Raw genomic sequence first — 14,703 nt, 5'->3', positions numbered from 1 at the left:
AATAATGAAGATGTGTAAATATGCGGGGTACAGATAATATATACTGTACCCTTTTTTAGTAATAAATACGTATAATAAAGAACTTTGAGTTTAAAATGTATGTACATTTTACAAAAAAAATGATATATTTATAGTAATAATGTATATTTTAAAGTGGATTTAACAAAGGTTTTATAAGACCTGACACGATTGATGAGGAGATGTAAGATGAAATTTAAATCAATAATACTTGCCGCGGGAAAAGGAACTAGAATGAAATCAAAGTATCCTAAAGTTGTACACAAAGTATGCGGTAAAGAAATGGTAAATCATGTTATAGATACATCAAAAGAAGCTGGTGTTGAGGATGTTGTTGTTGTCCTTGGACACGGAGCGGATTCTGTGGAGAAAGTCCTTCACGATGGAGTTTCAACTGTTATGCAGACTGAGCAGCTTGGAACAGCTCATGCAGTAAGAATGGCTGAAGAATATATAAACGATGACGATACAATCGTAGTTTTATGTGGAGACACTCCGCTTATAAAAGAGGACACTCTAAAAAAACTTTTCGATTTCCATGTAAAGAACGAATGTCATACAACAGTTCTTACAACTGTAGTTGATGATCCTACAGGATATGGAAGAATAATAAGAAATGAAAACGGAGATCTTCTGAAAATAGTAGAGCAGAAAGATGCTACTGATGAAGAAAAAGCAGTGTGCGAGATAAATTCAGGAATATATTGTTTCAATGGAAAGAGCCTAAAGGAATCTCTTGCACTTATAAATAATGACAATGCACAGGGAGAATACTATCTTCCGGATACAATAAAAATAATGAACGAAAAAGGACTTAAAGTAGGTGCTTTTGCAGGTTCGACAATAGAAGAGCTTATGGGAGTTAACTCAAGAGTTCAGCTTTCTCAGGCAGAAGCTGCTATGAGAAAAAGAATAAATGAAAAACACATGGACAATGGTGTTACAATAATAGATCCTTCAAATACATATATAGAATCAGATGTAGAGATAGGGTCTGATACAATAGTATATCCGGGAGCAATGCTTATAGGAAATACTGTTATAGGTGAAGAATGTATAATAGGAATGAACTGTTCAATAACAAATTCTATAGTGGGAGATAGAACAGAAATCAAATCTTCAACTCTTCTTGATGCAAAAGTTGGAACTGATACAAAAGTTGGTCCTTATGCATATCTTAGACCAAAAGCAGATGTAGGTAATGGATGTAAAATAGGAGACTTTGTAGAAGTTAAAAATGCAAAATTCGGTGATGGATCAAAAGCATCTCATCTTTCATATATAGGTGATGCCGAAGTAGGAAAGAATGTAAATGTAGGATGCGGAGTTGTATTTGTAAACTACGATGGAGTAAATAAATTCAGATCTGTTGTAAAAGATAATGCATTTATAGGCTCAAACTCAAATCTTGTTGCTCCTGTTACAGTTGAAGAACAGGGATATATAGCTACAGGATCTACAATAACAGATGATGTACCGAGAAGAGCTCTTGCAATAGCCAGAGAAAGACAGGTTATAAAAGAGAACTGGATGGACAAAAAAGAAAAAAGAGACAGAGAAAGAGCAAAAGAAAAAAATAAATAGGATTTCTTTTTAGACTAAAAAGTCTAATTAGTGATATATAGCCAAAACAGTTACAATAAGTTAAAGAAAGTTTGGAGGGTTACTTAAATGAACACTAGCGGTAGCGAAATAAAAATACTTGCAGGTAACGCATCAAAAGCCCTAGCTGAAGAAATAGCAAATAAACTTGGAATATCAGTTCTTGACTGTGAAGTAGGAACTTTCAGCGACGGTGAAATATGTGTAAACATGAACGAAAGTGTAAGAGGATGCGACGTTTTCGTTGTACAGTCAACTAACAGTCCTGTAAACAACAATCTTATGGAACTTCTAATAATGATAGATGCACTTAAGAGAGCATCTGCAGGAAGAATAACAGCAGTAATACCATACTATGGATATGCAAGACAGGACAGAAAAGCTAAGGCAAGAGATCCAATCACAGCTAAATTAGTTGCAAACCTAATAGTTGCAGCTGGAGCAGACAGAGTTCTTACAATGGACTTACATGCAGCACAGATACAGGGATACTTTGATATACCACTAGATCACCTTATGGGTGGACCACTTCTAGCAGAATACTTCAATGACAAGAACATAGAAGATCTTGTTGTAGTATCTCCTGACCTTGGAAGTGTTACAAGATCTAGAAAATTTGCAAACACATTAAACGGTGAAGTGCCTATAGCAATAATAGACAAGAGAAGACCTAGAGCAAACGTATGTGAAGTTATGAACCTTATAGGTGATGTAGAAGGTAAAAACGTAATACTTCTTGACGATATGATAGATACAGCAGGAACAATAGTAAACGCTGTTGAAGCTCTTAAGAAATTCGGAGCAAAAGATGTATACGCATGCTGTACACACGCAGTTTTATCAGGTCCAGCTATAGAAAGAATAGCTAATTCTTCAATGAAAGAGCTAGTAGTTCTTGATACTATACAGCTTCCAGAAGAAAAACAGATAGACAAGATAAAAATAAAATCAGTAGCAGATATATTCGCTCAGGCTATAGAAAAAATATTCTCAAACGAAGCAGTAAGTGAATTATTCTAATTAAAGACATATACCGCAGTCATAAGACTGCGGTATTTTTTTGTTTTTATTATAAAATCCGGATAAATGTAAAGACTATCTATATAACAGGAGGTGGTTGTGTGGATGGCAGAAATATAGTTGAATATGCATATAAAAAAGGAGCATCGGATATACATATTTCTGATTTTGTATATCTCAGAGTAAACGGAGAACTTGAAAAAACAGAATGGAATAAAGAGAAAGCTCTGGGATTTATAATAGAAAGTTTTGTAGATCAAAATTCAAAGGAAATACTTGAAAAAACAGGAGAAGTGGATATAGGAGCAGGAATTTCAGACACAAGACTGAGGATAAATCTGTTCAGACAGAGAATAGGTATATCAGCTTCAATAAGAATAATTCCATCATCTATAAAAGATATAAAACATCTGGGAATTCCGGATGTAATATACGAACTTACAGAATATAGAAATGGAATAATACTTGTTACAGGAGCTACTGGGTCAGGGAAAAGTACAACTCTTGCATCTATAATAGATTATATAAACTCGAATATGAAAAAGCATATAATAACACTTGAAGACCCTATAGAATACATACACAAAAATAAAAGAAGTATAATAACTCAGAGAGAAATCGGAAAAGATACCATAGACTATAAATCAGGTCTTAGAAGTGCACTCAGACAGGACCCGGATATTATAATGATAGGTGAAATGAGAGATTCTGAAACCATGAAAACAGCAATATATGCTTCTGAAACAGGGCATCTTGTATTTTCTACACTTCATACAGGAAATGCATCAAAAACAGTTGAAAGAATTGTAGATTCATGTGAGGGGATGAGAGGAATAAGAGATGCAATTGCATCGCAGCTGAGAGCAGTTATATCACAGAAACTTATAAAAAGTGCATATGGGAGAAGTGCTGTATTTGAAATAATGAAAAACATTCCGGCTATAGAAAATATGATAAGAGAAGGAAACACATCTTCTATAGAAAATGCGATAAAAACCGGAAAAAGATATAAAATGCAGAGTTTCAGAGAAGATATAGAAAGATTATATCGAAAAGGTATTATAAGCGAGGAAATATACAGAGCGGAAAGTGAAGTACTAAGATGATATTATGTGGAGAATTTATAATATTTTTGGTTGTATATATAACATCATGTAAAATTATTGAAGAAGATAGAGATTTCAACAGAAAAAAACTGGCATTATTTATATTTTTTTCCTCGCTGATAATGAGTTATTTGATTTATAATATTAATATACCTATGTACGATAAATTCAGAGGTATGTTGTTTATATTATTCGCGGTGTTTATATCATCTGTGGATATATGGACATTTTATATATATGATATAGTATCGGTAGTCTCGACTATATTTTTTATAATACTTAATATACCGTGTGGTGCCACAGATGTATCAGCATCTATATCAGGAGCTGTTTTCTGTGGAATTTTGTCGTGGGCTATGAAAATAGTATCAAATGGAATAGGAGATGGCGATATAGGTATATTTGCGATGTGTGGAGCATTTATAGGAGGATATGGATCCATAATCATAATACCGGAATCGTTTATGCTTGCATCGCTTATATATGTAGTTGTATATATTCTGGGTTACAGGGAAAAACAACTGGCATTTTCTCCATTTATACTAGGTGCAACATTTGCAAAATTCATAGGCTCTGATATAATAGAAATCTATATGGAAACAATAAAATATATTTTATGAGGAGGAAAAAATGTACATAATAATAGGACTTGGAAATCCGGGAACAAAATATGAAAGAACAAGACACAACGCCGGATTTGATGTAATAGATATGCTTGCAGATAGATATGGAATAAGTGTAACTAAAATAAAACACAAAGCTCTTATAGGAGAGGGAAGAGTAGGAACAGAAAAAGTGATTCTCGTGAAACCTCAGACTTATATGAATTTAAGTGGAGAATCTGTAATAAGTCTTTATCAGTTCTATAAAACAGATCTTGATAGAATTGTAGTTGTATATGACGATATAGACCTTGATGCAGGAAGAATAAGAATAAGAAAAAAAGGAAGTCCGGGAACTCACAATGGAATGAAATCGATAACTCAGTGCCTGGGAAGCAAGGATTTCCCAAGAGTAAGAGTAGGAGTATCAAAACCGCAGAAAGGACAGGATCTGGCGGATTTTGTACTTTCAAGAGTTCCGAAAGAACTTGAGGAGGATATGAAAAGTGGACTTGAAAAAGCATCTGATGCAGTAGATGCAATTATAAGAGAAGGAATAGACAAATCAATGAATAAATACAATGGGTAAATAAAACGGGGGTGTTCTTATGAAAGATATATTTACCTATCCCCTGGAAAACTCAAGGGAATACGAAAAGCTGAGAGAAAGTGTTCAAAAGAAAGAAGGAAGATGTATCCTTGTAAATGGTCTACTTCAGGCTCAAAAGGCCCATACGGCATACGCTCTCTTCAAGGATATTTCAAAACAGACTGTTATAATAGCTTCAAGTGAGCTTGAAGCATCAAAAATATATGAGGATCTAAAAATATATGCAAAGACAAAGGTCGAATATTTGAGATCTGATGAAATAAAATTCTATCATCTTGATGCAAGAGATAGAAAACATGAGGCGGGAAAACTAAAGGCACTTATGAGAATTGCATCAGGCGAAAAAATAATGATAGTAATGTCTGCCGATTCAATTCTTAGAAAATATATGCCAAAGAAAATACTTCTCGACAACATGAAAAAGTATAAAGTGGGAGATATAGTAGACCTTGAAAAACTGTCTGAAAAACTTATAAAACTCGGATACGAAAGAGTATCAAAGGTAGAGGGATACGGTCAGTTCAGTATAAGAGGTGGAATAGTGGATATATTCTCTCTTGAATATACAAATCCTATACGTATAGAGCTGTTTGACGAGGAAATAGACTCTATAAGAACATTTGATGTATTTTCACAGAAATCGGTTGAAAAACTGAAAAGCTTTGAAATATCTCCATCGAGAGAATTCATATATCCCGACGATACAAAGCCTGCAGTAGATAGAATAAAAAAAGAAATGACTTCATCTACAAGCGACGATATATCAGCGGTATCTGATAAGATTTTCAGAAAAGAGTATTTTGACGGTGCAGAAAACTTTATAGATTATCTGTATCCTGAAAAAGAAAAAAGTATATTTGACTATCTTGCAAAGGACGCGCTTGTATTTGTAAGTGATGCAGGAAGAATGAAGGAAAGATGTGAGAATTTCTCTTATGAATTCAGAGACAGCTACAAAATGAATCTGGAAAGAGGAACTGCACTCAAAGGTCAGGGTAAAATGGTATTTTCATATATAGACCTTGAATGGATGCTTGAGGATAGAAATATAATATTAAACTCACTTCTTCCAAAGGCTGTAAAGGGATTTAATGTAAATGAAATACTGAATTTTGAAAGCAGGGAAATTCCTTCGTTCAATGGAAAAATGGAGGTTCTTGCCGATGAACTTTCCAGAATGAGATATGCCGGATATAAAACAATACTTGCTACAGGTTCGCCGGAAAGAGCTAAAAAACTTAAAAAAGCTCTGATGGAATATGATATAGCTACTGAAATATGTAAAAAAAGAGATTTTGAGATAAAAAGTTCACAGATAATAATAGTAGAAGCCGGTATAAGTTCGGGATTCCAGTACAGAGATATCAAATTCAATATAATAACAGACAATGAAATGATAGGTGTACAGAGAAGTACATCACCAAAAAGAAAGAAAAAAGTAAAAGATACACAGGCTCAGAAGATAGATTCGTTCCTTGACCTGAATGTAGGGGACTATGTAGTACACGAGAGCAGTGGAATAGGAAGATACACAGGAATAGAGCAGATAAGTGTAAACAACACAAGAAAAGATTATCTGAAAATAGTCTACAGGGGTGGAGACAATCTGTATGTACCGATAGATCAGATGGATAAAGTTCAGAAATATATCGGTGCTGAAGCGGATAAAGTAAAACTCAGCAGACTTGGAACACAGGAATGGAACAAGGCAAAGGCAAAGGTAAGAAAAGAAATAGAGGATATGACGCGGGAACTTATAGACCTTTATGCAAAAAGGGAAAAAATAAAGGGATACAGATTCTCAAAAGATACTCCTTGGCAGTCTGAATTTGAGGAAAAATTCCCATATCAGGAAACAGACGATCAGCTAAGAGCAATAAAAGAGACAAAGAAAGACATGGAATCCTCAAAAGTAATGGACAGACTTATATGTGGTGATGTCGGATATGGAAAAACAGAGGTTGCAATAAGAGCTGCATTCAAGGCGTGTATGGATCAGAAACAGGTCGCAATACTTGTCCCTACGACAATACTTGCACAGCAGCATTACAACAACTTCAAAGAGAGATTTGCAGATTATCCGATAAGAGTCGAGGTTCTAAGCAGATTCAAAACACCAAAACAGCAGAAACAGATAATAGAAGATGCAAAAAAAGGTCTAGTAGATATCCTTATAGGTACTCACAGAATAATATCAAAGGATATAAATCTTCCAAATCTGGGACTTGTTGTAATAGACGAGGAACAGCGTTTTGGAGTCAAGCACAAGGAAACATTAAAACAGATAAAAAACACAGTGGATGTTCTGACTTTATCGGCAACACCGATACCGAGAACTCTTCATATGTCTCTTTCTGGAATAAGGGATATGACTGTGCTTGAAGAACCGCCTCAGGAAAGACATCCTGTAATAACATACGTTACAGAGGCGAGAGAAAGTATAATACAGGACGAAATAGAAAAAGAGATAGCCAGAGGTGGGCAGGTATTTTTCGTATACAACAGAGTAAACGGAATAGAAGAAATAGCAGCCAAAATAGGAAAACTTGTACCCGATGCGAGAATAGCGGTTGCACATGGACAGATGAGCTCAAAGGCACTGGAGGATATAATCCTTTCATTTATGCAAAAGGAATACGACGTACTTGTGTGTACGACAATAATTGAAACAGGAATGGACATCTCAAATGCCAATACAATGATAATATACGATGCCGATAACATGGGACTTGCACAGCTTTATCAGCTTAGAGGTAGGGTTGGAAGAAGTACAAGACAGGGATATGCCTATCTGATGTATGAAAAGAACAAGAGCCTGAGTGAAATAGCAGAAAAAAGGCTAAAGGCAATAAAGGAATTCACAGAATTTGGTTCTGGATTCAAGATTGCGATGAGAGACCTCGAAATAAGGGGAGCTGGAGATGTCTTGGGTTCTCAGCAGCATGGACATATGGCTGTAATAGGATACGACCTTTACGTGAAAATGCTGAATGAGGCAATAAGAAAAATAAAAGGAGAACCTGAAATAGAGGAATTTGATGTTGAAATAGATCTTTCTGTGGATGCATATATACCTTCGAGATATATAGAAGACGAAATGACAAAAATAGAAATGTACAAAAAAATTGCGTCAATAGACAGCAAAGAGGATATGTACGAAATACAGGAGGAGCTTGAGGACAGATTTTCTGATATACCTAGATCTGTTCAGACTCTTCTTTCAATAGCGTATATAAAATCTATGTGCAAAAAGATGAAGGTATCAAAAGTGAGACAGGTAAAAAATGAAATTATTCTGGAACCACTTACAAAGTACAGAACTAGAGAAAAAATAGGATTTAAAATAATAGAGGAACTTCAGACACTCATGGAGAAATTCATAGAGAAAAAAGAAGAACAGAAAAAAGGAAACTAAGGAGGAAAACATGAAAAAAAGAATACTTGCGCTTGTAACTGCGGGAATACTTGCATTTTCACTTGCCGGATGCAGCGGAACAAAAGATCCAAACGCTGTTGCAGCAACTGTAAACGGAGAGGAAATAACTCTTGGACAGCTTGAATTTATGCTTAGAATGAATAAATCTTCAGTGGAGGCTTCCATGACTGATGAATCTATGTGGGAGCAGGAAATAGAGGATGGAGTAACATACAGAGATAAATTCAAAGAGCTTATGATAGACCAGATGGTAAACACTGCTCTTATAGCTCAGGCAGCAGAAAAAGATGGACTTAAACCTTCAGATAAAGAGGTCGAATCATCATACAATGAGCTTAGAACAACAATAAACTCAGATGAAGATCTGAAAAAATCAGCAGAAGAGCTTGGTGTTACAGACGAGTTTCTAAAATCACAGGCAAAAACAAATCTGCTTATACAGGCATATCAGAATAAATTCAATGAAGAGACAAAAGTTTCAGAATCAGAAATGGAAAAATACTACGAAGAAAATAAAGACAGTTATAAAGTAGATGAAGTGGAAGCATCTCATATACTTATAAAAATAACAGATGACGATGGAAATGCAATGTCTGATGCAGACAAGAAAAAAGCAAAGGCAAAAGCTGAAAAGATACTTAAGGAAGTAAAAAATGGCGGAGACTTTGCGGAACTTGCCAAGAAATATTCTGAGGATCCAGGAAGTGCAGAAAACGGTGGTTCTCTTGGAACATTCGGAAAAGGTCAGATGGTAGAGCCTTTCGAAGAAGCAGCATTTTCTATGGAGCCTGGAGAAATATCAGACCTTGTAGAAACAGACTATGGATACCATATAATAAAAGTTACAGATAAGATAAATAAAACTACTTCTTATGAGGAAGCGAAGGATGGAATCAAGACTCAGCTTCTAAATAATATGTATGGTGAGAAGATAGAAGAACTTCAGAAAGATGCCAAGATAGAAAAAGATACAAAAATAATTGATTCAGCAGAATTCTAATTAATTTAATAAAATATTATGAAATACCGATTATATAAAAGAAATTAACTCTTAAAAATATAATCGGTATTTTTATATTTAAAATAGAATAGAAATTTTAAAGTAAATGAGTTATAATGTATTTGTATTCAGAAGATTTGCATTTTTTATTTCAGACAAAAAAATAAACCTGCCGAAGCAAGTTATTTTAGTGCCGCCAATGCGGGCAAACGATTTGAAAAAATTTTATTTGAACTTTTGATGTAATTTAAGATGTGTGTAAATCATCTTATTTATATTAATTATAATCCTATGATTGTAAATGTGTCAAGTATTATTACAAATGGAGATGGAGGGGGTATTTATAATGAGTAAAAAAGATATAAAATATTATCTTGGTTTGGATATAGGAACAAACTCAGTAGGTTGGGCTGTAACCGATAAAAATTACAATCTTTTAAGAGCTAAAGGAAAAGATTTATGGGGAGTAAGACTCTTTGACGAAGCAAGTACTGCTGCAGAGAGAAGAGGATTCAGATCATCGAGAAGAAGGAATGCAAGAAAGAAAGAGAGAATAAAACTTCTTCAAGAGATGTTTGCTGAGGAAATATACAAAGTTGATCCAGCATTTTTTGAGAGGCTAAAAGACAGCAAGTTTTTAAAAGAAGATAAAACAGATAAAGAATGTATATTCTCGCTTTTCAATGATGAAGGATTTACAGATAGAGAATATCATGAAAAATATCCAACAATATATCATCTTAGAAAAAAACTTATAGAGAGTAACGAAAAACACGATATAAGACTTATCTATCTTGCTATAGCTCATATAATAAAAAACAGAGGACATTTTCTTTTTGGAGATAAGAATATAGAATCCGTAAAAAACTTCGACGAGGCAAAAGAGAGTTTTAAATCGGGATTAAATGATTTGGAGATAACAGTAAATATATTGGATGAAGAAAAATTAGAGAATCTAATAAAAACTAAAAATATGACTAAAAAGGATAAATCTGCTGAAATATTTAACATTATTAGCATAAAGTATGAAAATAAAATAGATTTGAAACTTGATGAAGGTAAAATCAAAGAAGTAATAAAATTGATAACAGGACAAAAGGCAAATCTAAAAAAACTATTTGATGATGAGAGTATTATAGATGAATCAGACAAAGCTATATCTATAACATTCGATGGAGATAAATACGAAGAAGAAATAGGAAAGTATGAATCTATATTAAGTGACGAAAAAATAGGTATATTAAATAAATTCAAGAGAGTTTATGATTGGTCTATTCTAGCTAATATACTTGATGGAGAAGAAAATATATCAGATGCAAAAGTAAAAATATACGAAAAGCATAAACGTGATTTAAAAGATTTGAAAAAAATTGTAAAACAATATATACCAGAAGTTGAAAAAGAAATTTTTGATATTCCAGGAAAAGAAAATTATGTAGCATATACAGGATACTGTATAAAAAATAAAAGAAAAGTATATGTAAAAGACTCATGCACACAGGAAGAATTCTGTGATTATCTAAATAAGAAATTAAAAAATATAGAAAATAACGATGATGAAGTATTATGCAGAATAAAAGAGCAGATTTCATCGGATAAATATTCATTCATGCCTAAGCAGGTATCAAAGAAAAATTCTGTAATACCATATCAGTTAAATTTAGCTGAATTAGAAAAAATTCTCAAAAATGCATCTAAACACTATGATTTTCTAAATGAAAAGGATAGTAAAGGATATGTAACAAGAGAAAAAATAGAAAAGCTACTTACATTTAGAATACCGTACTATGTAGGACCACTTAATGATAGACATAAAGAAAGTGGATTCTGTTGGATAGAGAAAAAATCAAATGAAAAAATATACCCATGGAATTTTGATGAGATTGTCGATAAGGAAGCAAGTGCTGAAAAATTTATAATGAGAATGACAAATAAGTGTACATATCTACTAGGGGAAGATGTACTTCCGGATCAATCAATACTGTATAGTAAATTTAAAGTATTAAATGAACTTAATAACCTGAAAATAAATGGGGTAAAGCCGCCAGTAGAAACTAAAAAGAAGATATTTAAAGAACTATTCCTTAGAGAAACAAAAATAACAGAAAAGAAGATAAAAACATTTTTCAAAAGAGAATACGGAGAGGATGTAAAAATCTCTGGAATAGATGGAGATTTTAAAAATAATATGTCTTCGTACATAAAACTATCTAAGATAATTGATGACATAGATAACAACATGGATATGGTTGAGAATATAATACTATGGTCAACTGTTCTTGGAAGCGAAAAGAAAATGCTTAAAAAGAAAATTTCAAAAGAATATGGCTCATGTCTATCAGAGAATAAAATAAACAATATAGTTAATATACAATTCAGTGGTTGGGGACGACTTTCAAGAAAATTACTTACTGAAATAAAATCAAATATAGATGGAAATGAAAATGTTGGAATTATAGATGCTATGTATAATACAAATTACAATCTTATGCAGCTTCTATCAAATGAATTTTCATATAAAGAAGAAATAGAATCTATAAATAGAAAAATAAATGAATCAAAAGAAATAGAAAACATAGATTATGAACGGATTATGGAGGACTTATATGTATCTCCTGCAGTAAAAAGATCTATATGGCAGACAGTACTTATAGTAGAAGAAATAAAAGAAGTACTTGGATGTGATCCTGAAAAAATATTTGTAGAGATGACTAGAAAAGACGGTGAGAAAAAAAGAACTGTTTCCAGAAAAAAAGACATTGAAGATAAACTTAAGAAATGTAAAGAGAGTGAGCATGAGTATATAAAAGAGTTTAAATCAAGAGAAATGTCTAGCTTAGAAAGTCTTGATGAGAGCCAACTTAGAAGTAAAAAGATATATCTATACTACACTCAGATGGGTAGAGATATATATACAGGGGAAGTGATAGAGTTTTCTGAACTAATCAAAAACAATAATAAGTATGATATAGACCATATATACCCAAGATCTAAAACAAAGGATGATAGTATAATTAAAAACCTTGTCCTTACAAATAGTCAATCTAATAAAGATAAAGGTGATAAATACCCTATTTCACCATCTATACAAAATAAGATGGCGTCATTCTGGAAAATATTAAAAGATAAAGATCTTATATCAAATGAAAAATACAATAGACTTATGAGAAAAGATGAACTTACAGAAAATGAACTTGCAAGTTTCATAGAAAGACAGCTTGTATTTACAGCACAGAGTACAAAAGCAGTAACAAATATTCTTCAAAGAATAATGAAGAACAGCCAGATAGTATACGCAAAGGCTGAAAACACATCAGATTTCAGAAAAGAGATAATAGACTTTGTAAAAGTGAGAGAGGTAAATGACTATCATCACGCACATGATGCATATCTTGCTATAGTAGTTGGAAATGTATATGATGTTAAATTTACAAGAAATGCTCTTAAGTTTATAAAAAGTGGAAAAGAGTATTCTCTAAAAGATGAAGTTCTATATTCTAAGGATATAAAATCAAAAGATGAAATTGCTTGGATTCCAGAAGATGATGGAACAAAGAAAACTGTAATGAACACTCTTAATAAAAATAGTATTTTATTTACAAGATATGCATACTGTGAAAAAGGACAGTTATTTGATCAAAATATAGTAGATAAGAATACATGTGAAAAAGGTAAGGGATATCTTCCTATAAAAATGAGTGGTAAAGATATGCCTACGAATAAATATGGTGGATATAACAAAGCAAAGGGTTCTTTCTTTGTATGTGTTGAACATTCAGATAAAAAGGGAAATAGAATAAGAACACTTGAACATATACCTGTATATCTAATTCTTCAGTCAAAAACAGAGGATGAAGCAATAGATAAATATATTAACGATATCCTAAAATTAAAAAATCCAAAAGTGATAGTAAATAAAATAAGAAAAAATAGCCTATTGGAAGTAAATGGATATAGAGTACATATTACAGGAAGAACTAATGACAGAATTTCTGTAAGAAATGCAGAACAATTTAAATTATCACATGAGAAATTAAAATATATAAAGTCTATAATTAAATATAATAAAGATAAAATGGAAGAAAAAAATGGTATATCAAATATAGAAAATAAAAATATATATGAAGAACTAGTAATGAGATTGAACAATTCAAAATATATAAATAGACCAGGAGTAGATTCTGTTATAAAAACTATAGAAAGTCAAGGTGATGAGTTCTATAATTTGAGTATAGAAAAACAATGTGATTTAATAAATGAAATATTGAATTTATTTAAATGTGAAAACTTAACCTCTAATTTATCTTCTATAAAAGGAAAGAAAGAAACAGGAAAGATGTCTATCAATAAAAATATAAATAAGCTCAAAAGTATAAATTTAATAAGTCAATCACCAACAGGAATATATGAAAGAAGAATAAACTTATTATCAGATGAGTTGGCGAACAGTTGTAATAAGAAATAGAGCAAAACTTGATTTAAAATTAAATTATATGGTTGTCAGAGGAGAGGAAACCAGGAGAGTATATCTTGGGGAACTCTCTACTCTGATAATCGAGACAACATCTGTATCTATAACATCTTGTCTTTTATGCGAACTTGCAAAAAGGAAGATAAAAGTAATATTCTGTGATGAAAAAAGAAATCCTTGTTTTGAAGCTGTTCCGTATTATGGAAGTCATGATACAAGTGCAAAAATAAGAAAGCAATCAGTATGGGATAAAAATATAACTGATTATGTATGGACTGAAATTGTAAAAGAAAAAATAAATCAGCAGGCTGAATTTCTTGAAAAACTTGAACTTGATGAGTATATGATGCTTGAAAATTATGCAAGAGAGGTAGAACTTAAAGACATAACCAATAGAGAGGGGCATGCATCAAAAGTATATTTTAATGCTCTATTTGGAATGGAGTTTACAAGGAGTGCAGAAAATTCAATAAATTCAGCATTGAATTATGGATATAGCATTATTCTTTCAGCATTTAATAGAGAAATAGTGTCAAATGGATACGTAACACAGATTGGAATATGGCACGATAATATGTTTAATCAGTTTAATTTATCTTCTGATTTTATGGAACCATTTAGAATTCTTGTAGATAAGGAAGTTTATTTTATGAATCCAGAAAAATTTGATAATGAGAATAAGATGAGACTTGTAAATATAATGAACAAAGAAGTAAAAATCGGAGGGAAAACAAGTACAGTAAATAATGCTATAAAAACATATTGCAAGAGTATATTTGATGCAATAAATGAAAAGGATATTTCATTGATTAAATTTTATAAAGATGAGTTATAGATT

Annotated in this window: 9 protein-coding genes; all 9 read left to right on the top strand. The window is 32.2% G+C overall.

What is annotated here, in order from left to right:
• Window positions 1-207 precede the first annotated feature (207 nt).
• The 9 genes from glmU (at window position 208) to cas1 (ending at window position 14,700) form a co-directional block, all read left to right on the top strand.
• Entirely contained in the window at window positions 208-1,602 is a 1,395-nt protein-coding gene (gene glmU, locus EXD82_RS08915) for a bifunctional UDP-N-acetylglucosamine diphosphorylase/glucosamine-1-phosphate N-acetyltransferase GlmU (RefSeq protein ID WP_142536572.1), read from the top strand.
• Window positions 1,603-1,689: 87 nt separating this feature from the next.
• Entirely contained in the window at window positions 1,690-2,640 is a 951-nt protein-coding gene (locus tag EXD82_RS08910) for a ribose-phosphate diphosphokinase (protein ID WP_142536571.1), read from the top strand.
• 101 nt (window positions 2,641-2,741) lie between these two features.
• Window positions 2,742-3,746, top strand: a complete 1,005-nt coding sequence (locus EXD82_RS08905; protein WP_142536570.1) for a type IV pilus twitching motility protein PilT — start codon at window positions 2,742-2,744, stop codon at window positions 3,744-3,746.
• Window positions 3,743-4,366 (top strand): A24 family peptidase, encoded by a 624-nt coding sequence (locus tag EXD82_RS08900; protein WP_142536569.1) that lies wholly within the window; start codon window positions 3,743-3,745, stop codon window positions 4,364-4,366. The genes EXD82_RS08905 and EXD82_RS08900 overlap by 4 nt, the downstream gene beginning before the upstream one ends.
• A gap of 10 nt (window positions 4,367-4,376) precedes the next feature.
• The gene (gene pth, locus EXD82_RS08895) at window positions 4,377-4,937 is read left to right on the top strand and encodes an aminoacyl-tRNA hydrolase (protein WP_142536568.1); all 561 of its coding nucleotides are present in this window, start codon (window positions 4,377-4,379) and stop codon (window positions 4,935-4,937) included.
• A gap of 19 nt (window positions 4,938-4,956) precedes the next feature.
• A complete protein-coding gene (mfd, locus tag EXD82_RS08890) occupies window positions 4,957-8,373 on the top strand; it encodes a transcription-repair coupling factor (RefSeq protein ID WP_142536567.1) in 3,417 nt (1,138 codons plus the stop codon).
• Between the two features lie 10 nt (window positions 8,374-8,383).
• Window positions 8,384-9,394 (top strand): peptidylprolyl isomerase, encoded by a 1,011-nt coding sequence (locus tag EXD82_RS08885; RefSeq protein ID WP_142536566.1) that lies wholly within the window; start codon window positions 8,384-8,386, stop codon window positions 9,392-9,394.
• Window positions 9,395-9,740: 346 nt separating this feature from the next.
• Entirely contained in the window at window positions 9,741-13,859 is a 4,119-nt protein-coding gene (cas9, locus tag EXD82_RS08880; protein ID WP_174919214.1) for a type II CRISPR RNA-guided endonuclease Cas9, read from the top strand.
• A complete protein-coding gene (gene cas1, locus EXD82_RS08875) occupies window positions 13,828-14,700 on the top strand; it encodes a type II CRISPR-associated endonuclease Cas1 (protein ID WP_142536564.1) in 873 nt (290 codons plus the stop codon). The genes cas9 and cas1 overlap by 32 nt, the downstream gene beginning before the upstream one ends.
• The last annotated feature ends 3 nt before the right edge of the window (window positions 14,701-14,703 follow it).

The organism is Peptacetobacter hominis (assembly GCF_006861675.1).
Lineage (GTDB): Bacteria > Bacillota > Clostridia > Peptostreptococcales > Peptostreptococcaceae > Peptacetobacter > Peptacetobacter hominis.
Note: the sequence above shows the minus strand (reverse complement) of the source record. Positions and strands in the feature narration are given on the sequence as shown.

Bases quoted from the DNA above. Each gene is read 5' to 3' on its own strand.
- EXD82_RS08900 (WP_142536569.1), top strand. From the start codon at position 3,743: ATGATATTATGTGGAGAATTTATAATATTTTTGGTTGTATATATAACA.
- pth (WP_142536568.1), top strand. From the start codon at position 4,377: ATGTACATAATAATAGGACTTGGAAATCCGGGAACAAAATATGAAAGA.
- mfd (WP_142536567.1), top strand. From the start codon at position 4,957: ATGAAAGATATATTTACCTATCCCCTGGAAAACTCAAGGGAATACGAA.
- glmU (WP_142536572.1), top strand. From the start codon at position 208: ATGAAATTTAAATCAATAATACTTGCCGCGGGAAAAGGAACTAGAATG.
- cas9 (WP_174919214.1), top strand. From the start codon at position 9,741: ATGAGTAAAAAAGATATAAAATATTATCTTGGTTTGGATATAGGAACA.
- cas1 (WP_142536564.1), top strand. From the start codon at position 13,828: ATGAGTTGGCGAACAGTTGTAATAAGAAATAGAGCAAAACTTGATTTA.
- EXD82_RS08910 (WP_142536571.1), top strand. From the start codon at position 1,690: ATGAACACTAGCGGTAGCGAAATAAAAATACTTGCAGGTAACGCATCA.
- EXD82_RS08885 (WP_142536566.1), top strand. From the start codon at position 8,384: ATGAAAAAAAGAATACTTGCGCTTGTAACTGCGGGAATACTTGCATTT.